This window comes from Streptomyces sp. NPDC050534 (assembly GCF_044457745.1).
Classification (GTDB): domain Bacteria; phylum Actinomycetota; class Actinomycetes; order Streptomycetales; family Streptomycetaceae; genus Streptomyces.
On sequence record NZ_JBITHF010000002.1, the window covers coordinates 99388 to 123437 of the forward strand.

Genomic DNA, 24050 nt, shown 5'->3' on the forward strand with positions numbered 1-24050 from the left:
ACCAGCGGTGTCGTACGTCGGCTCCACCCATGGGTGGAGCCGACGGCGGTCACCGGTTCCACCCACGATCCACCCCGGCTCCGATTTGCTGACCTGCGGATCTCCGTAGCGTCGAAGGCGTCGGCAGCACTCGCTGCCGCGAATCCCTTCTTCGCTCACGGAGGCAGTGATGTCCGGGCTCGTCAACGCGCTGATGATCGCGGCCGTGGTCGTCGTAGTGATCGTCCGGCAGTTCCGCGCGCAGCAGATAGGCGCCGGGAGGCGCTGGTGGCTCGTGCCCCTGATTCTCGCCGTCGTCGCGCTGCGCGAGCCAGGAATCCTGGACGTCCATCACCGCACCGCGTCGGCCGTCCTGCTCGGCGCCGAACTGCTCATCGGCCTCGCCACCGGAGCCGGCTGGGCCTGGACCACCCGGATATGGGCGCAGCCCGACGGCTCGGTGTGGAGCAAGAGCACCAAGGCGAGCGTGACCGTCTGGGTCATCGGCATCGCCCTGCGCGTCGGTCTCTACGCGCTCGGTGCGGCCGTGGGCGTCCACCAGGACAGCGCCGCCCTGCTCGTCGCCCTCGCGGCCACCCTCCTGGTCCGCTCGGGAATCCTCATATGGCGGGCCCAGACCGTAGCCCCGGCCGCGGGTTCCACCGCGGCGTACGGTGACCCCATGGTCCGCTCCGCGCGGAAGGAGCGCGTGTGACGGAGAACGTCTGGACACGCTGGCCCTCGAGGGAGGCGCTGGGGCGGGCAGGCACGTCACAGCCGCGGCGCATGATCGCCTGGGTCGTGCGGCTGGCCGCCCTCGGCTTCCTGCTGTGGGCCGCCTTCCACAGCAGCCGGGTCCACGGCTGGGTACTGGTCGCCGGCGGCGTGGGCGTGGTCGTCGCCGCGTTCCTCGCCTGGGCCTTCTACCGCACCACCCTGCAGCACAGGTTGTGGCCGTCCCTGGCCTGCATGCTCCTGCTGCTGGGGCTGGCCGTGGCGGCCCAGGCCGGGGGATTCCAGGGGCCCGCCCTCGTCCTCTGGTGCGGCTGCGCCGTCACCGCTCTCGAGCGGCTGCCGCTGGCGGTCGCCCTGCCGATGGCCTCGGTCGCCCTGTCCTCGTACGCCGCGGTGAACAACGACGTGTGGCTGACCACGGCGGCCACCACGGGAGGTCTCGCCCTGGCCGGATACGTGCTGCGGCTCGACGCCGAGGCGCGGGGCAATGCCCAGCGGCTGCTCGCCCAGGAGCGGGCCGCCCGGGCCGCCGAGGCGGAGTCGGCGGCACTGGCGGAGCGGGCCCGGATCGCACGGGAGATCCACGACGTGCTCGCGCACAGCCTCTCCGCACAGCTCGTGCACCTGGAGGCGGCGCGGCTGCTGATCGAGCGGGGTGCCGGCCGGGAGCAGATCCTGGACCGGGTGGTGGCGGCGCGGGGCATGGCGCGCGACGGTCTCGACGAGACGCGGCAGGCGCTGTCCGCGCTGCGCGGAGAGCTGACGCCGCTGGAGGAGTTCCTCTCGCAGCTCGCCGGTACGACGGCGGGCGCCGAGGTCACCATTACGGGTGAGCGCAGACAGCTGCCGGCCGAGGCCTCGCAAGCCGTGCGCAGGGTTGCGCAGGAAGCCCTGACGAACGTCCGCAAGCACGCGCCGGGGGCCAAGGTGCAGGTACGGCTGGACTACACCGACCAGCAGGTGACGCTGGACGTGAGGGATTCCGGCGGCTCGCCGGGCGAGCTCGCCGGGTCGGGCGCCGGGTACGGTCTGCTCGGCATGCGGGAGCGGGCCGAGCTGCTGGGTGGCTCGCTGGAGGCCGGGCCGGACGAGGAGGGGTTCGTGGTGACGCTGAAGGTGCCCGCATGACGGAAGCGGCCGGGAAGCGGCCTGCGCGGGTGGTGGTCGCGGACGACCAGACGGTCGTGCGTGAGGGGATCGTGATGCTGCTGGGCCTGCTGCCCGGGATCGAGGTGATCGGCGCGGCGGGGGACGGGGACGAGGCGGTGCGGCTCGTCGCCGAACTCGCCCCGGACGTGGTGCTGATGGACCTGCGGATGCCCCGCTGCGACGGCGTGGAGGCGACCCGGCGGATTCGCGCCGAGCATCCCGGTACTCAGGTCGTGGTGCTCACGACGTACGCGGACGACGAGTCCTTGTTCCCGGCGTTGCGGGCCGGCGCACGGGGCTATCTCACCAAGGACGCGGGCGGGGACGAGATCGTACGGGCCGTGCAGAGCGTGCTTTCCGGGGACGCGGGTCTGTCGCCGAGCATCCAACGGCGGCTGCTGGAGAGGCTGTCGGACCCGGCACCGGAGCTCCAGCCGGTGGCCGCGACCGAGCCGCCGGACGGGCTCACCGCGCGCGAGAGCGAGGTGCTGCTCCTGATCGCCGAGGGCCTCAGCAATCAGGAGATCGCCCGCAAGCTGCATGTCTCGACAGCGACGGTGAAGACTCACATCAACAACCTCTTCGCGAAGACCGGGCTCAAGGACCGTGCTCAGGCGGTGCGTTACGCGTATGCGAAAGGGCTGGCGAGACCGCCGGCGGGGTGAGTCACCTGATGGGGTGAAGAGCGCGGGGAAGAAGGTCGGGGATCTTCCCGTTCTGTCCATCCTTGGGCATGCAGTCAAGCAACAGCCGTCCCCGCGTAGGCGGGGGTGGCGCCGATGGTGCGGCCGAGCACCGTGAGGGACACGATCCGTCGCCTGCCGAGGCGTCCGGGCGTGTGAGGTACGACGACCCCTGGTACGACGCGCTCGCCTCCGGCTGGGGCGAGTCGGACGGCCCGGGCGGACGGGCTCCTGTGCCGAAGGATGTTCCCGCGCGTCGCGCGAGCGAGGACGAGACCGCGGCCGGCGTCTACCTCGAGGTGCAGCGCAGCGCGGCGTTCCAGGAGGTGCGCAGTGCGTACCGCAGGTTCGTGGTGCCCGGGGTCGCCGTGTTCTTCGTCTGGTACGTCGGATACGTCGTGACGGCCACGACCGCCCCCGGGCTGATGGCACGTCCCGTGGCCGGCTCCGTGAATGTGGCGATGCTCGCGGGGCTCGCGCAGTTCCTCACGACGTTCCTGTTCGCCTGGGCCTACGCCCGGCATGCGCGGCTGCGCAGGGACCGGGCGGCCCTCGAACTGCGGTGGGACACACAGGAGCTGACGCGCGGGATGCAGGGCGGGGTGTCGTGACGGGCAACCATCAGACGCTGGCACTCTGCCTGTTCAGCGCGTTCATCGTGGTCACACTGGCGATCACCACCTGGGTCGGTCGTAACCGGCAGGGCTCCGCGGAGGAGTTCTACGCGGGTGGGCGTCTCTTCTCACCCATGGAGAATGGATTTGCCATCGCGGGCGACTACATGTCGGCCGCCTCCTTCCTGGGCCTGACGGGCCTCATCGCGCTGTTCGGGTACGACGGGCTGCTGTACGCGGTCGGATTCCAGGTCGCCTGGCTGGTCGTGCTCTTCCTGGTCGCCGAACTGGTGCGCAACTGCGGGCGGTTCACCCTGGCCGACGTGGTCGCGGCGCGGATGAGTGAGCGGCCCGTGCGGATCGCGGCGGGAACTTCGTCGGTCACCGTGTCCGTTCTCTATCTGGTGGCGCAGATGGTCGGGGCGGGGAGCCTGGTCGCGCTGCTGCTCGGCGGGACGAGCCCGGCGGCGCGGGCCTGGACCGTCATCGGCGTCGGCGCGCTCATGGTGATCTATGTGTCGCTGGGCGGGATGCGGGCCACCACCTGGATCCAGATCGTCAAGGCGGTCCTGCTGCTCGCCGGTACGGTTGCCCTGACCGTGCTCGTCCTGCTGCGGTTCCACGGCGATGTCGACCGGCTGCTGCTGACGGCCGCCGAACGCAGCGGCCACGGCGACGCGTTCCTGGCACCGGGGCTGAAGTACGGCGGCGACTGGACCGCCCGCTTCGACTTCATCAGCCTCGGTCTCGCCCTGGTGCTGGGCACGGCGGGGCTGCCGCACATCCTGTCCCGCTTCTACACCGTGCCCACCGCCCGGGCAGCACGGCGCTCGGTGCTCTGGTCGATCGGGCTCATCGGCGGCTTCTACCTGATGACGTTCGTCCTCGGCTTCGGCGCGGCGGCGATCGTCGGCCCCGAGGCGATCCGCGGGGCGAACGCGGCAGGCAACACGGCGATCCCGCTCCTGGCGCTCGACCTGGGCGGCGGCGCCAACTCCACCGGAGGAACGGTTCTGTTCGCGGTCGTCGCCGCCGTCGCCTTCGCCACGATCCTCGCGGTGGTCGCCGGCATCACGCTCGCTTCCTCGGCGTCCGTGGCGCACGACCTGTACGCGTCCCTGCGGCGCGGCCGTGCGAAGCAGCGCAGCGAGGTGGCCGTGGCACGCGTCGCCTCGGTCGGCATCGGCGTGGTCGCCATCGCCCTCGGCCTGCTGGCCCGTGACCTCAACGTCGCCTTCCTGGTCGGCCTCGCCTTCGCGGTCGCCGCATCGGCGAACCTCCCCGCGCTGCTCTACTCGCTGTTCTGGCGCGGCTTCACCACCCGCGGTGCGGTGTGGGCCGTCTACGGCGGGCTGATCCCCGCGCTGGTCCTCGTCGTGCTGTCACCGGTGGTCTCCGGCAGTCCGGAATCGCTCTTCCCCGGCGTCGACTTCCAGTACTTCCCGCTCCAGAACCCCGGTCTCGTGTCGATCCCGGCAGGCTTCCTCGCGGGCTGGCTCGGCACGGTCACCTCCTCCGAGACTCCGGACGAGGCCAAGCACGCGGAGACCGAGGTGCGGTCGCTGACGGGGGCGGGGGCCGCGTAGGAACGGCTGCTTCTCAACGCCGTGGGACACGGGGCACCGCCGACCGTAGGGCACGGCTCACCGCCGTAAGACATGGCTCATCGCCTCACGCGGCGATTTCTCAGCCTCGTACGGCGCACGGTGCGGTGTGCGGGCTACGGCGCCACCCATGCGTACAGGTGCTCCGGTCTCCCCGTGTCGCCGTACTTGAGGGAGAGGCGGAGGCGGCCGGCCTGTTCGAGGTGCCGTAGGTAGCGCTGCGCCGTGGAGCGGCTCAGGCCTGTCTCCGCGGCCACCTCGTGGGCCGAGAGCGGGTGGTCGGCGTCGTGCAGGACATGGCAGATCAGGTCGCTCGTCGGCTCCGTGTGCCCGCTGGGCAGGCCCGGTGACGAGGCGGCCGGGGCGGTGCGCAGCGCGCCGAAGATCCGGTCCACCTGGTCCTGGCCGGCGATGCCGCGGCCGCCGACCCGGTCGACGGTGCGGCGCAGGGCGGCGTACGAGTCGAGGCGGGTGCGCAGGGCGGCGAAGGTGAACGGCTTGACCAGATAGTGCAGTGCGCCGACGCGCATCGCGGCCTGCACGGTGCCCACGTCGCTGGCCGCCGTGATCATGATGACGTCCGTGCCGAGGCCCTGTTCCCGCATGCGCTGGACGAGTTCGAGCCCCGTGCGGTCGGGCAGGTAGTGGTCGAGCAGGACGAGGTCGATACCCCCGCGCTGCACGCTGGCCAGCGCCTGAGCAGCACTGTGTGCGCGGTCGGCCACCCGGAAGCCGGGAACCTTTCCCACGTACTTGGCGTTGATCTCAGCGACGCGGAAGTCGTCGTCCACGACCAGGACGTCAATCATCGGGCCTCTTTCTGTCAAGGCCTGGCGAACGTTTCGCCTGTGTTTCGGCTCCGCAGTTCTAGCGCGAGCAAAATGAGCACAACAGGCTGTTGCGAGCAAAAGAACGGCATGCGCCCACAAGGCTGCTGCTGTGGCCCGGACCACATCTACCGTCCCCGGCCATGAGCGCAGACACCAGCCCCGCCATCCAGCTACGGGGCGCGAGCAAGATCTTCAAGACCCCGTCGGGGGGTCTGCACACGGCCGTCAGGGAGCTGGACCTCACGGTCGGGCGCGGCGAGTTCGTGGCGGTCGTCGGCCCCACGGGCTGCGGCAAGTCGACCACGCTGACCCTGGTCAGCGGCTTGGAGGAGCCCACCGAGGGCGAGGTCCTGGTCGCCGGGGAGCCGGTCGAGGGCGTCGGCGACAAGGTCGGTTTCGTCTTCCAGCAGGACGCCACCTTCCCCTGGCGCACGGTCCTGTCCAACGTCATGGCGGGCCCGCGTTTTCGCGGTGTGCCCAAGGCGGAGGCGAAGGAGAAGGCGCGCGAGTGGCTGGCCCGGGTCGGGCTGGCGGCCTTCGAGGACCGCTACCCGCACCAGCTCTCCGGCGGCCAGCGCAAGCGCGTGGCGCTCGCCGCGACCTTCGTCAACGACCCCGAGATCCTGCTGATGGACGAGCCCTTCTCGGCGCTCGACGTGCAGACCCGGGCGCTGATGTCGGACGAGCTGCTGGAGCTGTGGTCGGGCACGGGCGCCTCCGTCGTGTTCGTCACGCACGACCTGGAGGAGTCGATCGCGCTCGCCGACAAGGTCGTCGTGATGACCGCCGGTCCCGCCACCGTCAAGCACGTCTTCGACATAGACCTGCCGCGTCCGCGCAAGGTCGAGTCCGTGCGTCTCGAGCCGCGCTTCATCGAGATCTACCGCGAGATCTGGGAGTCCCTGGGCGAAGAGGTCCGGATCACCCGTGAGAGGGGTGCCGCCAATGTCGCCTGAGGTTCTCAGCACGCCGGTCGTCGACACGGTCAAGGCGCCGGACCGCACACAGACACGCGCGCGTGCCGCCCGCAAACGCAAGATCGTCGTCACCGCCGCCCGCGTCCTGCTCCTGGTCGCCGTCCTCGGACTGTGGGAGGCGCTCTCCCGGGCCAAGGTCATCGACCCGTTCAACTTCTCGATGCCGTCGAAGATCTGGGACCAGATCTGGACCTGGCTGACGCACGGGACCGCCATCGGATCCCTGGGCGAGCAGATCTGGTACACGCTGTACGAGGCGCTGCTCGGCTGGGTGCTCGGTGTGATCGCCGGTGTCGTGTTCGGCATCATCCTCGGGCGGATCACCTTCCTCGCCGATGTCCTTGGTCCATACATCAAGGTGCTCAACTCGATACCCAGGATCGTCCTCGCCCCGATCTTCGTGATCTGGTTCGGGCTCGGCCCGGCCTCCAAGGTCGCCTCGGCCGTCGTCCTGGTCTTCTTCCCCGTCTTCTTCAACGCCTTCCAGGGCGCCCGCGAGGTCGACCGCAACCTCGTCGCCAATGCCCGGATCCTCGGCGCGAGCAACCGGCGCGTGACGCTCCAGGTGGTCATCCCCTCCGCCACCTCGTGGATCTTCACCAGCCTCCACGTCAGCTTCGGCTTCGCCCTGATCGGCGCGATCGTCGGCGAGTACATCGGCGCGACCAAGGGTGTCGGCCTGCTCATCGCGCAGTCGCAGGGCACCTTCAACACGGCCGGTGTGTACGCGGCGATGGTCATCCTCGCCGTCGTGGCACTCGCCGCCGAGGGGCTGCTGACCTTCGCCGAGCGCCGCATCTTCCGCTGGAAGCCGTCGGGTTCCGACAGCTGAACCGGCCCCCCAGCCCCCACTTCTTCCTGCACCGCCCTCTCACAAGGACGTGAACCGCCATGCGCAAGTCCGTCAGATACTCCACCCTGGCCGCCGCCGGTCTGCTCGCCGCCTCCTCCCTCACCGCCTGTGCCAACGACGCGGCCAGCACCGCCTCCACCGGCTCCGGCAGCAAGGGGGACGGCAAGGGTACGAAGGTCAAGATCATGGTCGGTGGCCTGGACAAGGTCATCTACATGCCGGCGATGCTCACCCAGCGGCTCGGCTACTTCGACGCCGAGGGCCTCGACGTGGAACTGCTGAGCGAGCCGGCCGGTGTCCAGGCCGAGACCGCGCTCGTCTCCGGGCAGGTCCAGGGGGCCGTCGGCTTCTACGACCACACCCTCGACCTGCAGACCAAGGGCAAGGCCGTCGAGTCCGTCGTGCAGTTCTCGCAGGCGCCCGGCGAGGTGGAGATCGTCTCCAACAAGGCGGCGGGAGACATCAAGTCGCCCAAGGACTTCAAGGGCAAGAAGCTCGGCATCACCGGGCTCGGGTCGTCGACCGACTTCCTGACCAAGTACCTCGCCGTCAAGAACGGCGTGAACGTCAACGAGTTCACGCCGGTCGCCGTCGGAGCGGGACCGACCTTCATCTCCGCGCTCCAGAAGGGCTCCATCGACGGCGGCATGACGACCGACCCGACCGTCGCCACGATCCTCGACAAGAAGGCAGGCAAGGTCCTGCTCGACATGCGGACCCCGGAGGGGTCCCAGGAGGCGCTCGGCGGTCCTTACCCGTCGTCAAGCCTGTACATGCAGACGGACTGGGTCAACAGTCACAAGGACACCGTCCAGAAGTTGGCCAATGCATTCGTCAAGACGCTCAAGTGGATGTCCACCCACAGCTCTTCGCAGATCGCCGCCAAGATGCCCGCCGACTACTCCCAGGGCAACAAGCTCCTCTACGCCGCCGCCATCGAGAGCACGCTGCCGATGTTCACCAAGGACGGCGTCATGCCCAGCAACGGCCCCGAGACCGTCGAGAAGGTGCTCAAGGCGTTCAACCCCAACATCAAGAACGCCAAGGTGGATCTGAGCAAGACGTTCACTACGGAGTTCGTGGAGAAGGCCAAGGGCTGAGTCCGTATGTATGAAGGGGTACGGCCCCTTCCCCCGCCCCCACAGGCCGTGCCTCAGGCGCGGGTCGCCCACACGTAACGGTGTTCAGGGCGGCCCGCGTCGCCGTATTTCAGGGTGAGCCGGGCCCGTCCGGTGCGCTCCAGGAGCTTCAGATAGCGCTGGGCGGTCTGGCGGCTCACCCCGGTCCGCTCGGCGATCTCCTGTGCCGACAGCGGGCCTTCGGCGTTCATCAGGGACTGGCGCACCAGCTCCGCGGTGGTGGGGGAGTGGCCCTTGGGCAGCCCAGGCTCCGAAGTGGCGGACAGGGCCCCGAAGATGCGGTCCACCTCAGCCTGCTCTGCCTCGCCGCCGCCGTCGAGCGTGCGGCGCAGCTTCGCGTACGCCTCCAGCTTGGTGCGCAGTCCCGCGAAGGCGAACGGCTTGACCAGGTACTGCAGCGCACCGTGCCGCATCGCGGCCTGCACGGTTGCCACGTCGCGTGCCGCCGTCACCATGATCACATCCGTCTGGTGGCCGCGGCGTCGCATCTCCCGCACCACCGACAGGCCCGTCTCGTCCGGCAGATAGTGGTCCATGAGGACCAGGTCGAGTTGGGCCAGCGACTCCAGCTGACGCAGCGCCTCGGCGGCGCTGTGCGCCTCACCGGCGACGTGGAAGCCCGCCACCTTCTCGACGTAGGCGGCGTTGACGGCCGCAACCCTGGTGTCGTCATCCACGACCAGGACCTCGATCATCGCGACTCCTCCTGGACGGTCGTCTCCGCGGGTACGGTCAGGGCCGGCTCCGGCGCCGGGTCGGTGAGCGCCTCCGGGAGGACGATCGTGAACTCCGCGCCGCCGCCGTGGGCTTCGCCGACCGAGGCGCTGCCGCCTTGCCGTTCGGCGAGCCTGCGCACCAGCGAGAGCCCGATGCCACGCCTGCGGTGGGCCGGCTGCTCCTTCGTGGACCATCCGTCGGTGAAGACCAACTCGCGCTGTTCCTCCGGGATCCCGGGGCCCGTGTCGCGCACCCTGAGGACGGCCGTACGCCCTTCGGCGCGCAACTCGATCTCCACGCGCGCGTGGAGGGTGCCCGCGACCGCGTCGAGCGCGTTGTCCACCAGGTTCCCGACGACCGTGACGAGCCCGCGGGGATCGATCAGCCGGTTCGGGAGCCACGTTCGGTCCGAGACCCACAGGGCGACGCCGCGCTCGGCGGCGACCGTCGCCTTGCCCACCAGCAGGGCGGCGAGCAGTGGGTCATGGATCTTCTCCGTGACCTGCTCCGCGGTGGCCCGGTGGTCGCCGACCACCTCTCCGACGAAGTCCACGGCGTCGTCGTACATCTCCAGTTCGAGCAGACCCAGGAGCGTGTGCATGCGGTTGGCGTGCTCGTGGTCCTGTGCGCGCAGGGCGTCGATCAGGCCGCGCGTGGAGTCGAGCTCCCGGCCGAGCTGCTCCAGTTCGGTGCGGTCGCGCAGGGTGGCCACCGCGCCGCCGTCGTCGGTGGGCATGCGGTTGGCTACGAGCACGCGCTGGCCGCGGACGGTGAGCAGGTCGGTGCCCGTCACCCGGCCGCCCAGGATGTCGGCGGTACGTCCATCGCCGAGCGCCTCCTCGGGAGACCGGCCGATGACCTCGTCGTCGATGCTCAGCAGACGGTGCGCCTCGTCGTTGAGGAGGCGGATGCGCCCGGAGGGGTCCAGCGCGACGACACCCTCGCGGATACCGTGCAGCATCGCCTCACGCTCCGAGAGCAGGGCCGAGATGTCCGAGAAGGCCAGGTCGCGGGTCTGCCGCTGGACCCGCCGCGAGATCAGCCAGGCGGCCAGCGCACCGACGGCCAGGGCGCCGCCGGCATAGGCGAGCAGCTCGGGGATGGCGCCGATGAGCTCGGCCCGCACGCTGTCGTACTTGATCCCGACCGACACCGCACCGATGATCCTGCCGTCGGAGTCCCTGAGAGGCACCTTGCCTCGGGCCGAGCGGCCCAGGGTGCCCCGGTCGATCTCCATGACCTCCTTGCCGCCCAGGGCGTCGCGGGGATCGGTGGAGACGCGGTGGCCGATCTCGCTCGGGGTGGGGTGCGACCAGCGGATCCAGTGCCGGTTCAGGACCACGATGTACTCGGCGTGCGTGGCCCGCCGGATCCGCTCCGCTTCCTTCTGCACCGGACCGTTCCGTGTCGGCGAGGTGGTCAGCACCCCCTCCGCGACCTGCGGGTCCTGGGCCGTGGTCTCCGCGATGGCCAGGGCCCGGCGCATCGCCTCCTGGTCCAGCTGCTTGCTCAGAGGGGCGAGGAAGAGTCCCGTCGCGAGCACCGCGACCCCCGCGGCGATCACCAACTGCATCAGCAGTACCTGCGAGAACACCCGTTTCGGCAGACCGAGGCGCAGACGGCGTGCGGGGGGAGTGGGACTCATGACCACGACGGTACGTGGACCGGCCGGAACAGCCGTAGTGGGTGTGGCATGGATCTCTTGATCAATGCCGCACGGGGCGGCCCGAAGCGTTGATCGGCATTGATCAACCGGCATCAACTGGCGAGTGCGGCGGTCCGCAGCTCGTGCACCGCCACGACCTCCATGCGCGCGGGCGAGCCCAGGATCGACGTCCCGCAGCTCTCCGGGCGGGGCGGCAGCGATGCGCCCTGGGCCACCTCGACGGACCACCGGCGTCCGTCCACGTGCGCGACGGTCACGTGCCAGTGGGGTGCGGCCCCGCTCGTCGCCACGACTCGCAGGGCGTCCGCCCCGTACTCGTGCACGGCCGTGCGCACGGCGAGCTCGGCCGCCTGACCGGGCCGCTCCCAGGCGCTGCTCCCGCGGCACCCTTCCACGACGATCCGCCCCTCCTGGACGCCGCTCAGGACTTCCTTGACGGCGTGGGCCTGGGCGCGGCCGTACGCGTAGCCGTACGGCAGCACGAGCAGCGTGGGCGAGAAACGATGGCCACCCAGATGAGTGACCTCCCAGACGCCCTCCACCCCGGAGGCGGCGAGTTCGGCCGCGAGCGGACGGCCCAGCAGGGCGCAGCAGCGGTCGCGCTTGCCGTTGGTGCAGACGAGGGCGAGCGGGCCACCGGTGTGGGGCCGGCCCGCGAGCGCCGCATCGAAGGTGTGCTGGTCGCCCCTGCCGAGCGCGGCGAAGTCGAGGTCGAGCAGGGCGCGCGGATCGTCGACCGTGGCGGAGTGCAGCCAGGCGCTGCCGGGGGCCGTGTGGGCCGCGTAGACCTGCCGGGCGGCTGACGTGCCGTAGTCGGCGTGGCGGCCCGGGCGGCGGATCAGTGCGATGCGCACGCCCGTGCCCTCGGCGGCCGCCTCCAGCGCGCGGCCGAGCGCCGGATCGAGGTGGCTCGACGTGAGCGCCTTGGCGCCCCAGGGGCCCGGCTGCTCCAGCAGCAGCCAGGTCCTCGCGGTGGCCGCGGTGCCCGCGATCGGCTCGGCGAGCTCCTGGGAGACGGTTGAGCACGTACTCACAGAGGTGAGCCTAACCTGACTTGTCGCTCCGCGACTTCCCGGCCGTCCCCGTGTCCCCCTCCGGCAGTGGCTGAGGCGCCCTCGGGCCGACGTAGTGCCCGCTGGGCCGCAGGCGCAGGGGGCGTTCGCCGTACTCCTCCAGCGCATGGGCGATCCAGCCCGCCGTACGTGCCACGGCGAAGATCGTCTCGCCCGCCGTGGCCGGCATGCCGCTGGACGCGGTGAACACGGCCAGGGCCAGGTCGACGTTGGCGTGCAGCGGGGTGTGGCGGGCGGTCGTGGCCACGATGTCGCGGGCCGCGGCGAGGGCGGGGGCGGCCTGGGGGATCTCCTCCAGGAGGCCGAACAGCACACGCGCGCGTGGGTCTTCGCCGGGGTAGAGCCGGTGGCCGAGTCCAGGGATGCGGCGGCCCGCGCGCAGCTCCTCCGCGATCACGGGGGCCGCGTCTCCCTCGTCGAGCACGTCCATCAGCAGACGGTGGGCGAGCCCGCTGGCCGCCCCGTGGAGGGGGCCTTCGAGCACGCCGAGCCCGGCGGAGACGGCTGCGTAGGCGTGGGCCCGGGCCGAGGCGGCGACGCGCACCGCGAGGGTCGAGGCGGCGAGGTCGTGGTCGACGAGGAGGGCGAGCGCGGTGTCGATCACGCGCAGCGAGGCCTCGTCGGCCTTCTTTGCGCTCAGGCACGTCCACAGGCGGCGGGCCAGCGGACCGTCGTCGTGGCGGCCGCGCCGGGACGCCGGCGGCAGCGCGGCGACCAGGGTGGGGATGAGCGTGCGCGCCGTGCCGAGCACGTTGTCCTCGGAGAGGTCGAAACGCAGCGGGTCCGCCACCGCCGCCGCGATCGCCGCGATCCGCAACCGGTCGGTGGGACCGGTGTGTTCCGGCAGCGCGTCGACGGCCTGGCGGGCCGCGGCGACGGACGCCTCCGGGGCGGTGAACGTGATGCCTGGGCGCAGATGGCCGGTCCACAGCCACTCGGCGACCTCTTCGTAGGTGTGGCGCGTGGCCAGTTCGGTGGCGTCGACGCCTCGGAAGTAGTACGCGCTCGGCTCGATGAGGGTGATCCGGGTCCGGACGGAGAGCTCGCCTCCGGAGGGCGAACTCCCGCTGCTCTCACGTCTGTTGCGCTTCGCGAGCGCCTCCACCTCCTGGGCGTCGAAGGTGCTGCCCCGGCCGCCGGGCACACGTCGGCTGCCGAGTTGGCCGCGGCTCACGTACGCGTACACGGTCTCGGGCTTCACGCCCAGCAGTTCGGCGGCTTCCTTGGTGGTCAGCCGCCGTTCGGCGTGACCGGGAGAGGGGTCTTGATCGCGCATGGGGGTCACCGTATCGGCATGACGATGCATGGATGCATGCTGTTGATGGACGTTGATTGAATCAATATTGACAGAGTAGAAGTCAAGCATGGACAGTCGAATCAAGTCCAGGGAGGAAATCATGTCCGTCAACAGGTCAGCTGCCGCCACCATTGATGTGCCGCGTGGGCTCGCCGGAGTCGTCGTAACCGACACCGAGATCGGGGACGTCAGGGGGCTCGAGGGCTTCTACCACTACCGGCAGTACTCGGCCGTCGAACTCGCGCAGACCCGCGGCTTCGAGGACGTCTGGCATCTCCTGGTCCACGGCGAACTGCCGGACGCGGCGCGGCGCGCGGTGTTCGTCGCCGAGACGGCCACCTTGCGGAGGCTGCCGGACGAGGTGCGGGCGGCGCTGCCGGCGATCGCGGCGGCGAGCGGTGGGTCCGGGCCGCTGGCCGGGATGCGGACGGCTCTGTCGCTGCTCGGATCGGCGAAGGGTTTCCGGCCGGTGTACGACATCGACGCGGGAGTACGGCGTCGGAACACGCTCGTGGCGGTCGCGGCCGTGCCCACGCTGCTCACGGCGCTGTACCGGCTGGGGCGCGGGCTCGATCCGGTGGAGCCGCGCGAGGATCTGTCCTTCGCGGCCAACTACCTCTACATGCTGACCGGTTCGGAGCCGGACGCGGCTCGGGCGCGGGCGGTCGAGCAGTACTTGATCTCAACCATTGATCACGGCTTCAATGCATCAACCTTTACGGCGCGGGTGATCGCGTCGACGGGAGCGGACGTGGCCGCGTGCCTGGTGGGGGCCGTGGGGGCGCTCTCCGGTCCGCTGCACGGGGGTGCGCCCAGCCGTGCGCTGGACACTCTGGACGCGATCGGCACCCCTGACCGCATTGACCCCTGGATTCGCGAACGCGTCCTCGCCGGCGACCGCATCATGGGCTTCGGACATGCCGTCTACCGCACCGAGGACCCCCGCTCCCGCATGCTCCGCGAGGTGGCGCAGAGCTTCGGTGGCCCGCGCGTCGAGTTCGCCGTGGAGGTGGAACGCCATGTGGAGGCGATCCTGGCCGAGTTGAAGCCCGGACGGGAGCTCCACACCAACGTCGAGTTCTACGCGGGCGTGGTCATGGAACTGTGCGGCCTGCCCCGCGAGATGTTCACCCCGACCTTCGCCGCGGCCCGGGTGGTGGGCTGGAGCGCGAACATCCTGGAACAGGCGGAGGACCGGAAGATCATCCGGCCGGTGGCGCGGTATGTGGGGCCGGGGGCGCCGGTGGCGGTGCCGCTGTTCTGACGGGCGCCGCTGTTCTGACGGGCTTCCCTGACTCCTGTCGGGGTGTTTGTCTCCCCGTAAGGCCGAAATGGAGAGACTTCGACAACTTCGGTCACTCTTGGGGCCTTCATTCGGCCTGTAGGCGTAACTCGCTCGCTTGGTGATAACAAACCAATAAACGGCCGTACCCTGGCGGGCCGGGGGAGTGTTCACTACGGGGGCATGGGCACCATCGGTGCTCTGCCCGAGTGTTTCTGCCCGCACCATGCGGCGGGGTGAAGAGCCTGCGTGCCAGAGATTGCGCTCAGACCTGCAAGGATGCCACCGCGCACGGCAGCGCGTGCGCAGGTGTTTGGTCGCCTTGTTGGCATGAGATAGGAACTTCAACAGTGAGTCAGATCGTCCGCCGCCTTGGCGTGGCTCCACGCCATCGAGGTAGCACCACCGGGGCCACTTGCCCCGATATCTTCGAATTGGCGGATGGGAATTTCGCCGTAATCGGCACGGATGTGACCGATTCGCTGGAATCCCAGCTTCCCCCTGATGCGGCACGTGCTGACTATGAGCGCATTGTCGTGATTACCCGCGAAACTTTGGTCAAGGCCAAGACGGACATCCCGGACGCCTAGGTCGGTCTCGTAGAGGGTCGGCCCGAGCGACACACCTCCGCTCCGGGCCGGTCCGAGGCGTCATCCGCCGCTCGGCTCGCCGGGTGGTTCCCCCACCACCCACCACTCCTCGGTGTCCGCGTCCTCGAGTTGGCGCAGCAGGTCGTCCACCAGCAGACCGAGCTCTGCCTCATCGGTGTCCGCAATGCTCGCCCTGTGCTGCTGAGTGGCGTACCAGTATTCTCTGACGATCGGGTTCTGGAGCATCCCTCGCACGTGCTTGAAGAACTCGTCCCTGCTCAGATTGCCGATGCGGTAGTAGAGAAGCAGGTTGGTGTAGAGCGCGTTCGCGAAGAGGTACTGGCGGCGCTGCTTGTGGGAGACAGGCGGTTCGTAGAGGTCCAGGACCTCGGCGAGTTCGGGATCGTCGATCGCCTTGCTGAGGAGCTCCCAGTGCTGGCGCTGCTGGGTGGCGAGGTTGGCTGCTTGCCGGGTGTGTGCGGTCTGCTCTGCGTGTGCGGTCTGCTCTGCTTGTGCGTTCTGCTCCAGGTGCTCCAGGCGGGTGCGCAGTGCTTCGAGCCCTTGGCGCTGTACGAGCAGCGTGGCGAGGACCCCCGCCACGACACCTATGCCGACTGCGGCGGCAGACCTCAGTCCCCGCGGACCCATGTTCTGTGTGGCCATGTCAACCCCCGAATCAGGCGGCCGTCCGCCGGTCGTCGGGGTGCGGGTCGACTGTGGGGGACCGGCGAGCGGTGGGCGGCGCTTGCCGTCTCCCAGGATGCCGAGCGGCTCTGATCGGCAGGGAGGCGGAGAGGCGGCGCACGGAAGGAAGCGAGGGTCGCACACTCCGGCGCCTTGCCCAACGTCTGCCCCGTAGGAGCTGCTAACAATCGTTCACTCAGCAGTGATTGTTCCGGCTCGTATCCTGGTCCGGCATTCACATCTCGCACGTGCGCCGCAGCCGCGATCCGGCGCACAAGGAAGCGTGGAAGAGGTCGCACGTTGAGTCAGCCGAGCCACAGCAGTCGGCAGATCCCGGTCGTCGTACTCGCCGGATTCCTGGGTTCCGGCAAAACCACCCTCCTCAACCACCTCCTGCACCGCAGTGGTGGCAGCCGTATCGGCGCCGTCGTCAACGACTTCGGTGCCATCGAGATCGACGCCATGGCCGTCGCCGGTGCGCTCGGGGACTCCACCGTCTCCCTGGGCAACGGGTGCCTGTGCTGTGCCGTCGACGCCAGTGAGCTCGACGACTACCTGGAGCGGCTCGCCCGTCCCTCCGCCGGCGTCGACGTCATCGTCATCGAGGCCAGCGGGCTCGCAGAGCCGCAGGAACTCGTGCGCATGGTGCTCGCCAGTGAGCATCCGGGGGTCGTCTACGGCGGTCTCGTCGAGGTCGTCGACGCCGCCGAGTTCGACGACACCCGCGCCAGGCACCCCGAGGTCGACCGGCATCTCTCCCTCGCCGATCTCGTCGTCGTGAACAAGCTCGACCGCACGTCCGACGCCGAGCGCGTTCTCGGGCTCGTCCGGTCCCTCGTCGACCGTGCCGCCGTCGTTCCGGCCTCCTACGGCCGTATCGACCCCGAGTTCCTCTTCGACTGCCGGCCCGGTACCGAGCGGATCGGGCAGCTGTCCTTCGACGACCTGGACGTACCGGATGATGTGGACGTACCGGACGATGTGCACAGCCTCCACGATCACGCGGACCATATGCACGCCGCCTACGACAGCCTGTCCTTCACCTCCGAAGTGCCCATGGATCCGCGCCGGTTGATGGAGTTCCTCGACAGCCGGCCCGAAGGGCTGTACCGGATCAAGGGATACGTCGACTTCGGGGCGTACGACGTCCGCAACCGTTACGCCGTGCATGCCGTGGGGCGCTTTCTGCGGTTCTATCCCGAGCCCTGGCCCGGCGGCTCCGGCGACGCACGCCTCACGCAACTCGTCCTCATCGGCTCCGGCGTCGACGCGCCCACCCTCGGCAAGGGGCTCGAGGCGTGCAAGAGTGACGCCCCGCACACCGCCGACGAGGCCGGTATGTGGGGCGTCCTGCGCTACGTGCAGGATCCGGACGAGCAGGATCCGGTACGGCCGTCGGCCTAGACCGGTGCGGCCGCCGGTCTATACCGGTCCCGCCACCACCGACACCGTCCTCGCCAGCGACACCCCGGAGCCGTCGCGCCGCGGGTCGATGTCCGGGAGGTCGGCCGGAGTGCCGTTCTTCTGGGCCGCCTTGGCCGGGACGGTGCCCGCCCAGGCCAGGGAGAGGCAGTCCTCGCCCTTGAGGAAGCGCTGGCAGCGGACGCCGCCGGTGGCGCGGCCCTTGCGCGGGTACTGGTCGAACGGGGTGAGCTTGGCCGTCGTCTGGACCGAGTCGTCGAGCGTGCCGCGCGAGCCCGCGACGGTGAAGACCACCGCGTCCGCCGCCGGGTCCACCGCGGTGAAGGAGATGACCTTCGCGCCGTCCGTCAGCTTGATGCCCGCCATGCCGCCCGCGGGACGGCCCTGGGGGCGGACCTGCGAGGCCTGGTAGCGCAGCAGCTGGGCGTCGTCGGTGATGAAGACCAGGTCCTCTTCGCCGGTGCGCAGCTCGATCGCGCCGACGATCCGGTCGCCCTCCTTGAGCGTGATGACCTCCAACTCCTCCTTGTTGGTGGGGTAGTCGGGGACCACACGCTTGACCACGCCCTGTTCCGTGCCGATGGCGAGACCGGGGGAGGACTCGTCGAGCGTGATCAGGCAGACCACCGTCTCGGGGCCGTCCAGCGAGACGAACTCCGTGAGCGGCGCTCCGCCCGAGAGGTTCGGCGCCGACACGGTCTCCGGGAGCTGCGGGAGGTCGACGACGTTGATGCGCAGCAGGCGGCCGAGCGAGGTCACGGCGCCGATCTCGCCGCGCGCCGTCGCCGGGACCGCCGAGATGATCACGTCGTGCTTGACGCGCTTGGCGGCCTTGTCCTCCGGGAAGGGCTCGCCGTTCGCCGTGCGGGCCAGCAGGCCGGTGGAGGAGAGCAGGACCCGGCAGGGGTCGTCCGCGACCTGCAGCGGCACGACGGCGGCCGCGGCGCCGGACGTCTCCAGCAGGACCGTGCGCCGGTCGGTGCCGAACTTCTTGGCCACCTGGGCCAGTTCGGAGGAGACCAGCTTGCGCAGCTCCGTGTCCGAATCGAGGATCCGGGTCAGCTCCGCGATCTCCGCGTTGAGCCGGTCCTTCTCCGACTCCAACTCGATGCGGTCGAACTTGGTGAGGCGGCGCAGCGGTGTGTCGAGGATGTACTGGGTCTGGACGTCCGACAGGGAGAAGCGCTCCATCAGGCGCTCCTTCGCCTGCGCGCTGTTCTCGCTGGAGCGGATCAGGCGGATGACCTCGTCGATGTCGACGAGGGCCGTCAGCAGACCTTCCACCAGGTGCAGACGGTCGCGCCGCTTGCTGCGGCGGAACTCGCTGCGGCGGCGCACGACCTCGAAGCGGTGGTCGAGGTAGACCTCCAGGAGCTCCTTGAGGCCCAGCGTGAGCGGCTGGCCGTCCACCAGCGCGACGTTGTTGATGCCGAAGGACTCCTCCATCGGCGTCAGCTTGTACAGCTGCTCCAGGACGGCCTCCGGCACGAAGCCGTTCTTGATCTCGATGACCAGACGCAGGCCGTGCTGGCGGTCGGTGAGGTCCTTGACGTCGGCGATGCCCTGGATCTTCTTCGAACCGACCAGGTCCTTGATCTTGGCGATCACCTTCTCCGGGCCGACCGTGAAGGGCAGTTCGGTGACGACCAGGCCCTTGCGGCGGGCGGTGACGGTCTCGATCTCGACCGTGGCGCGGATCTTGAAGGTGCCGCGGCCGGTCTCGTACGCGTCCCGGACGCCGGAGAGGCCGACGATGCGGCCGCCGGTGGGCAGGTCGGGGCCCGGGACGTGCTTCATCAGCGTGTCCAGGTCCGCGTTCGGGTACCGGATCAGGTGGCGGGCGGCCGAGATGACCTCGGAGAGGTTGTGCGGCGGCATGTTCGTCGCCATGCCGACCGCGATGCCCGACGCGCCGTTCACCAGCAGGTTCGGGAAGGCCGCCGGCAGGGCGGCCGGCTCCTGCTCCTGGCCGTCGTAGTTCGGCGCGAAGTCGACGGTGTCCTCGTCGATCGACTCGGTCATCAGGCTCGTCGCGGCGGCCTGGCGGCACTCCGTGTACCGCATGGCGGCCGGCGGGTCGTCGTTGCCAAGCGATCCGAAGTTGCCGTGGCCGTCGACGAGCGGCACACGCATGGAGAAGGGCTGTGCCATGCGCACCAGGGCGTCGTAGATCGACGCGTCGCCGTGCGGGTGCAGCTTGCCCATGACCTCGCCGACCACGCGCGCGCACTTCACGTAACCGCGGTCGGGGCGCAGCCCCATCTCGTTCATCTGGTAGACGATGCGGCGGTGCACCGGCTTGAGGCCGTCGCGGGCGTCGGGCAGGGCTCGCGAGTAGATGACCGAGTACGCGTACTCGAGGAAGGAGCCCTGCATTTCGTCGACGACGTCGATGTCGAGGATCTTCTCCTCGTACGAGTCGTCGGGCGGCGGGGTCTTCGTGCTGCGGCGGGCCATCGCTGCCGGCTCCTTCTTTCTGGTCGCTCGCCTACGGGTCGCGCCCCTTCGGCTCACTCTTGCCTGAAGCGTGAACGAGATCTGACGCGGACCATTGTGGACCGCGGCACTGACAACGCGGACCGGGACCCGGAGCGGGCGGCCCGGACCGGCGCTCGGGGATCACCCTCGCCGCGGCTGCCCGCAGGTTACGCGATCCGCTGTGGGCGTACGTCGTCCGGGAACTTCGCCCGCGCTCCGCACGCTTGCATACAGTGGCAGGAACGGCAGGAAAACCGCGGTTCGAACCACCGCCTCGGCGATCGAAGGGACGTACATGACCATGGGTCACACGGCCACAGACCAGGCAGGCTCCGGGGGCCTGACAGCGACTGAGCACCGCCTGGCCAACGGCCTGCGCGTGGTGCTCTCCGAGGACCACCTGACCCCGGTCGCGGCGGTGTGCCTCTGGTACGACGTCGGCTCCCGGCACGAAGTCAAGGGACGTACCGGCCTGGCTCACCTTTTCGAGCACCTGATGTTCCAGGGCTCGGGCCAGGTGAAGGGCAACGGCCACTTCGAGCTGGTGCAGGGTGCGGGCGGTTCGCTCAACGGCACCACCAGTTTCGAGCGCACCAACTACTTCGAGACCATGCCCACCCACCAGCTGGAGCTCGCCCTCTGGCTGGAGGCCGACCGCATGGGCTCCCTGCTCGCCGCCCTGGACGACGAGTCCATGGAGAACCAGCGGGACGTCGTCAAGAACGAGCGCCGGCAGCGCTACGACAACGTGCCGTACGGCACGGCGTTCGAGAAGCTCACCGCGCTCACCTACCCCGAGGGCCACCCCTACCACCACACTCCCATCGGTTCGATGGCCGACCTGGACGCGGCGACGCTGGAGGACGCGCGCGCGTTCTTCCGCACGTACTACGCGCCGGGCAACGCGGTCCTGTCGATCGTCGGCGACATCGACCCCGAGCAGACGCTCGCCTGGGTCGAGAAGTACTTCGGCTCCATCGCCTCGCACGACGGCAAGCCCGCCCCCCAGGACGGTTCGCTGCCCGACGTCATCGGGGAGCAACTGCGCGAGGTCGTCGAGGAGGAGGTCCCGGCGCGCGCCCTGATGGCCGCCTACCGGCTCCCGCACGACGGCACGCGCGCGTGCGACGCGGCTGACCTGGCGCTCACCGTCCTCGGCGGCGGCGAGTCCTCCCGCCTCTACAACCGGCTCGTACGGCGCGACCGTACGGCCGTCGCGGCCGGGTTCGGCCTGCTGCGCCTCGCCGGAGCCCCCTCGCTGGGCTGGCTGGACGTGAAGACCTCCGGTGACGTCGAGGTGCCGGTCATCGAAACCGCCATCGACGAGGAGCTCGCCCGGTTCGCCGAGGAGGGTCCGACGGCCGAGGAAATGGAGCGCGCCCAGGCGCAGTTGGAGCGCGAGTGGCTGGACCGGCTCGGCACGGTCGCGGGCCGCGCCGACGAACTGTGCCGGTTCGCCGTCCTGTTCGGCGACCCGCAGCTCGCCCTCACCGCCGTGCAGCGCGTCCTGGAGGTGACGCCCGAGGAGGTCCAGGAGGTCGCCAAGGCCCGCCTGCGCCCCGACAACCGCGCGGTGCTCGTCTACGAGCCCGTCTCGGCAGAGTCCGCCGAGGACGCGAATCCCCCGGAAGACCCCGAGGCCGAGGCCACGGTCGAAGCCGGCGACGACAACGAGGAGGCGGCCAAGTGACCGAGCTCGCCACGATGGAGTTCCACCCGCAGCCCCAGGCGGGCGAGGCCAGGCCCTGGGCGTTCCCGGCCCCGGAGCGCGGCACGCTCGCCAACGGCATGACCGTCCTGCGCTGCCACCGCCCCGGCCAGCAGGTCGTCGCCGTGGAGGTGTCCCTGGACGCGCCCCTGGAGGCCGAGCCGGCCGCCGTCGAGGGCGTCGCCACGATCATGGCGCGGGCCTTCTCGGAGGGCACCGACAAGCACTCCGCCGAGGAGTTCGCCGCCGAGCTGGAGCGCTGCGGCGCCACCCTGGACGCGCATGCCGACCACCCGGGCGTGCGTCTGAGCCTCGAGGTCCCGGCCTCCCGCCTGGCCAAGGCGCTCGGTCTGCTGTCCGACGCCCTGAGGGCGCCCGCGTTCGCCGACAGCGAGGTGGAGCGGCTGGTCCGCAACCGCCTGGACGAGATCCCGCACGAGCTGGCCAACCCCTCCCGCCGTGCCGCCAAGGAGCTCTCCAAGGAGCTGTTCCCGGCGGCCTCGCGCATGTCGCGCCCGCGCCAGGGCACCGAGGACACGGTCGAGAAGATCGACGCCGCGGCCGTACGCGCCTTCTACGACCGCCATGTCCGGCCCGCCACAGCGACCGCCGTGGTGGTCGGTGACCTCACCGGCATCGACCTGGACGCCCTGCTCGGCGACACCCTGGGCGCCTGGACGGGCTCCTCGGGCGAGCCCCGTCCGGTGCCGCCGGTGACCGCCGACGACACCGGGCGCGTGGTCATCGTGGACCGCCCCGGGGCCGTCCAGACGCAGCTGCTCATCGGCCGCGTCGGCTCCGACCGGCACGACCGCGTCTGGCCCGCGCAGGTGCTCGGCACGTACTGCCTGGGCGGCACCCTCACCTCCCGCCTGGACCGCGTCCTGCGCGAGGAGAAGGGCTACACCTACGGCGTGCGCGCGTTCGGCCAGGTCCTCAGGTCCGCCCCGGACGGCACCGGTGCCGCGATGCTCGCCATCAGCGGCTCCGTCGACACGCCCAACACGGGCCCGGCGCTGCAGGATCTGTGGACGGTGCTGCGCACGCTGGCCGAGGGCGGCCTGACGGACGCCGAGCGCGACGTCGCCGTGCAGAACCTCGTCGGGGTGGCGCCGCTCAAGTACGAGACCGCGGCGGCCGTGGCGAGCACGCTGGCCGACCAGGTCGAGCAGCACCTGCCGGACGACTACCAGGCGACGCTGTATCAGCAGCTCGCCGCCACCGGCACCGTGGAGGCCACCGCGGCCGCCGTGAACGCCTTCCCGGTGGACCGCCTGGTGACGGTCCTCGTCGGTGACGCGGCCCAGATCAAGGAGCCCGTCGAGGCCCTGGGCATCGGTGAAGTCACCGTGGTGTCCGCCGAGTAGGGACACGCGCGCGTGGGGGCCCTGGTGACCGATGCGTCACCAGGGCCCTTGTATGTCCGAATTGAGGAAGAGTTGCCTGTCTGCCCTGTGGGATGCGCTACAAAAGCCCGGATCCGTTTGGGAATTGAAGACCGCTCTGCCTAGCGTCGTCCGGGCTGTTCGTCAGGCAGTGCGCCGCGCCCGCGGCACCGGACAGTCATCGCCGAGTCCCCGTACGGCGCGAGCCAGGGGAGCCGGGGACCCATCGCAGTCCCTGGGGTGAATCGGACGCCCGCGCGCGAGCGAGGGGGTCCGTAGGAGACCTTCCTGCTCCGAACCCGTCAGCTAACCCGGTAGGCGAGAGGGAAGGAAAGGACAAGCCAGTTCATGGCGTTCATCTGCGCCACCGGGAAGCACCGTCGTCCCAGCAGGATCAAGCGCGGCACCGTCCGGGCGGCCGGCGTCGCGGCCCTCGCCACCACCGGCATCGTCGGCGGCCTCGCCGCCCCCTCGTTCGCCGCGGAGAACTCTGCCGAGAACTCCGTCGAGCAGACCGGCCTCAACCCCGTCATCACCATCGGCAACACGATCGCCGACAAGATCGACGCCCAGGCCGAGGCCCAGAAGAACGCCGCCGAGGAGGCCGCCCGCCAGAAGGCCGCCCAGGAGGCCGCGCGTCTGAAGGCGGCCGCGAAGGCCAAGGCGGAGCGTGAGGCCAAGGAGCGCGCCGCCCGTGCCGCCGAGCGCAGGCGCCTGAACAGCTTCGTCGCCCCGATATCGAACTCGTACGTCTCGACGGGCTACAAGACCGGCGGCTCCCTGTGGTCCTCCGGCAGCCACACGGGTATCGACTTCCACGCCGCGAGCGGCACGTCCGTGCACGCCGTCGGCGCCGGCACCGTCGTCCAGACCGGCTGGGGCGGCGCCTACGGCAACCAGATCGTCATCAAGATGCACGACGGCACGTACACCCAGTACGGCCACCTGTCGTCCATCGGTGTCTCGGTGGGCCAGTCGGTCACCCCGGGGCAGCAGATAGGTCTCTCCGGTTCGACCGGCAACACCACCGGACCGCACCTGCACTTCGAGGCCCGTACGACGCCCGAGTACGGCTCGGACATCGACCCCGTCGCCTACCTGCGCTCGCACGGCGTCAGCGTCTGACGAACCACCGCGCGATCTCCTTCAGGCCCCGGCTCCCGAGCCGGGGCCTTTCGGTGTTTC

Annotated in this window: 21 protein-coding genes and 1 riboswitch; of the genes, 14 read left to right on the forward strand and 7 right to left on the reverse strand. The window is 70.2% G+C overall.

Going from position 1 to position 24050, the window contains the following annotated elements; all coding sequences use genetic code 11:
- Positions 1-169 precede the first annotated feature (169 nt).
- From ACIBN2_RS06040 to ACIBN2_RS06060, 5 genes are all read left to right on the forward strand, one after another.
- The gene (locus tag ACIBN2_RS06040; protein ID WP_399132973.1) at positions 170-694 is read left to right on the forward strand and encodes a DUF1453 domain-containing protein; all 525 of its coding nucleotides are present in this window, start codon (positions 170-172) and stop codon (positions 692-694) included.
- Positions 691-1842, forward strand: coding sequence for a sensor histidine kinase (locus tag ACIBN2_RS06045; protein ID WP_399132974.1), 1152 nt, complete (start codon positions 691-693; stop codon positions 1840-1842). The genes ACIBN2_RS06040 and ACIBN2_RS06045 overlap by 4 nt, the downstream gene beginning before the upstream one ends.
- Positions 1839-2528, forward strand: a complete 690-nt coding sequence (locus ACIBN2_RS06050; RefSeq protein ID WP_399132975.1) for a response regulator — start codon at positions 1839-1841, stop codon at positions 2526-2528. The genes ACIBN2_RS06045 and ACIBN2_RS06050 overlap by 4 nt, the downstream gene beginning before the upstream one ends.
- 68 nt (positions 2529-2596) lie before the next feature.
- Complete coding sequence (locus ACIBN2_RS06055; RefSeq protein ID WP_399132976.1) at positions 2597-3157, forward strand: DUF485 domain-containing protein; 561 nt, start codon at positions 2597-2599, stop codon at positions 3155-3157.
- A complete protein-coding gene (locus ACIBN2_RS06060; RefSeq protein WP_399132977.1) occupies positions 3154-4746 on the forward strand; it encodes a cation acetate symporter in 1593 nt (530 codons plus the stop codon). The genes ACIBN2_RS06055 and ACIBN2_RS06060 overlap by 4 nt, the downstream gene beginning before the upstream one ends.
- Positions 4747-4880: 134 nt before the next feature.
- On the opposite strand, the gene ACIBN2_RS06065 is transcribed toward ACIBN2_RS06060, so the two are convergent.
- A complete protein-coding gene (locus ACIBN2_RS06065; protein ID WP_399132978.1) occupies positions 4881-5573 on the reverse strand; it encodes a response regulator in 693 nt (230 codons plus the stop codon).
- A gap of 161 nt (positions 5574-5734) precedes the next feature.
- Between ACIBN2_RS06065 and ACIBN2_RS06070 the strand changes: the two genes are divergently transcribed.
- The 3 genes from ACIBN2_RS06070 to ACIBN2_RS06080 are packed head-to-tail and all read left to right on the forward strand — an operon-like array spanning position 5735 to position 8524.
- Positions 5735-6550 carry an ABC transporter ATP-binding protein gene (locus ACIBN2_RS06070; RefSeq protein ID WP_399132979.1) on the forward strand — a complete coding sequence of 272 codons (816 nt, stop codon included), beginning with the start codon at positions 5735-5737 and terminating at the stop codon, positions 6548-6550.
- Positions 6540-7403 carry an ABC transporter permease gene (locus ACIBN2_RS06075; protein ID WP_399132980.1) on the forward strand — a complete coding sequence of 288 codons (864 nt, stop codon included), beginning with the start codon at positions 6540-6542 and terminating at the stop codon, positions 7401-7403. The genes ACIBN2_RS06070 and ACIBN2_RS06075 overlap by 11 nt, the downstream gene beginning before the upstream one ends.
- Before the next feature lie 59 nt (positions 7404-7462).
- Complete coding sequence (locus tag ACIBN2_RS06080; protein ID WP_399132981.1) at positions 7463-8524, forward strand: ABC transporter substrate-binding protein; 1062 nt, start codon at positions 7463-7465, stop codon at positions 8522-8524.
- A gap of 53 nt (positions 8525-8577) precedes the next feature.
- Here the strand turns inward: ACIBN2_RS06080 and ACIBN2_RS06085 are convergent, their stop codons facing one another.
- The 4 genes from ACIBN2_RS06085 to ACIBN2_RS06100 all read right to left on the reverse strand — a co-directional run bounded on the left by ACIBN2_RS06085 (position 8578) and on the right by ACIBN2_RS06100 (position 13295).
- On the reverse strand, positions 8578-9258 hold the full coding sequence (locus ACIBN2_RS06085) for a response regulator (protein ID WP_399132982.1): 681 nt from the start codon (positions 9256-9258) through the stop codon (positions 8578-8580).
- Positions 9255-10925, reverse strand: a complete 1671-nt coding sequence (locus ACIBN2_RS06090) for an ATP-binding protein (RefSeq protein WP_399132984.1) — start codon at positions 10923-10925, stop codon at positions 9255-9257. The genes ACIBN2_RS06085 and ACIBN2_RS06090 overlap by 4 nt, the downstream gene beginning before the upstream one ends.
- A 113-nt stretch (positions 10926-11038) precedes the next feature.
- Positions 11039-11980 carry a sucrase ferredoxin gene (locus ACIBN2_RS06095; protein WP_399132985.1) on the reverse strand — a complete coding sequence of 314 codons (942 nt, stop codon included), beginning with the start codon at positions 11978-11980 and terminating at the stop codon, positions 11039-11041.
- A 10-nt stretch (positions 11981-11990) separates the two neighbouring features.
- Positions 11991-13295: a citrate synthase gene (locus ACIBN2_RS06100; RefSeq protein WP_399132986.1), complete on the reverse strand. Its 1305-nt coding sequence runs from the start codon at positions 13293-13295 to the stop codon at positions 11991-11993.
- A gap of 121 nt (positions 13296-13416) precedes the next feature.
- Between ACIBN2_RS06100 and ACIBN2_RS06105 the strand changes: the two genes are divergently transcribed.
- Together ACIBN2_RS06105 and ACIBN2_RS06110 are read left to right on the forward strand one after the other, a co-directional pair.
- Positions 13417-14580 (forward strand): citrate synthase/methylcitrate synthase, encoded by a 1164-nt coding sequence (locus tag ACIBN2_RS06105; RefSeq protein WP_399132987.1) that lies wholly within the window; start codon positions 13417-13419, stop codon positions 14578-14580.
- A gap of 368 nt (positions 14581-14948) precedes the next feature.
- A complete protein-coding gene (locus ACIBN2_RS06110) occupies positions 14949-15188 on the forward strand; it encodes a hypothetical protein (RefSeq protein WP_399132988.1) in 240 nt (79 codons plus the stop codon).
- A gap of 60 nt (positions 15189-15248) precedes the next feature.
- Here ACIBN2_RS06110 and ACIBN2_RS06115 read toward each other — a convergent pair whose 3' ends face one another.
- Positions 15249-15851: a DUF6082 family protein gene (locus ACIBN2_RS06115; protein WP_399132989.1), complete on the reverse strand. Its 603-nt coding sequence runs from the start codon at positions 15849-15851 to the stop codon at positions 15249-15251.
- A 321-nt stretch (positions 15852-16172) separates the two neighbouring features.
- Between ACIBN2_RS06115 and ACIBN2_RS06120 the strand changes: the two genes are divergently transcribed.
- Positions 16173-17276 (forward strand): CobW family GTP-binding protein, encoded by a 1104-nt coding sequence (locus ACIBN2_RS06120; RefSeq protein ID WP_399132990.1) that lies wholly within the window; start codon positions 16173-16175, stop codon positions 17274-17276.
- 18 nt (positions 17277-17294) lie between these two features.
- Here ACIBN2_RS06120 and ACIBN2_RS06125 read toward each other — a convergent pair whose 3' ends face one another.
- On the reverse strand, positions 17295-19751 hold the full coding sequence (locus tag ACIBN2_RS06125) for a DNA topoisomerase (ATP-hydrolyzing) subunit A (protein ID WP_399132991.1): 2457 nt from the start codon (positions 19749-19751) through the stop codon (positions 17295-17297).
- Between the two features lie 316 nt (positions 19752-20067).
- Here ACIBN2_RS06125 and ACIBN2_RS06130 point away from each other — a divergent pair, with 316 nt between their 5' ends.
- The 3 genes from ACIBN2_RS06130 to ACIBN2_RS06140 all read left to right on the forward strand — a co-directional run bounded on the left by ACIBN2_RS06130 (position 20068) and on the right by ACIBN2_RS06140 (position 23990).
- Positions 20068-21462: a M16 family metallopeptidase gene (locus ACIBN2_RS06130; RefSeq protein ID WP_399132992.1), complete on the forward strand. Its 1395-nt coding sequence runs from the start codon at positions 20068-20070 to the stop codon at positions 21460-21462.
- The gene (locus tag ACIBN2_RS06135) at positions 21459-22847 is read left to right on the forward strand and encodes a M16 family metallopeptidase (protein ID WP_399132993.1); all 1389 of its coding nucleotides are present in this window, start codon (positions 21459-21461) and stop codon (positions 22845-22847) included. The genes ACIBN2_RS06130 and ACIBN2_RS06135 overlap by 4 nt, the downstream gene beginning before the upstream one ends.
- 190 nt (positions 22848-23037) lie before the next feature.
- Positions 23038-23201: riboswitch (cyclic di-AMP (ydaO/yuaA leader) on the forward strand.
- Between the two features lie 12 nt (positions 23202-23213).
- Positions 23214-23990, forward strand: coding sequence for a M23 family metallopeptidase (locus ACIBN2_RS06140; RefSeq protein WP_399132994.1), 777 nt, complete (start codon positions 23214-23216; stop codon positions 23988-23990).
- Positions 23991-24050 lie beyond the last annotated feature (60 nt).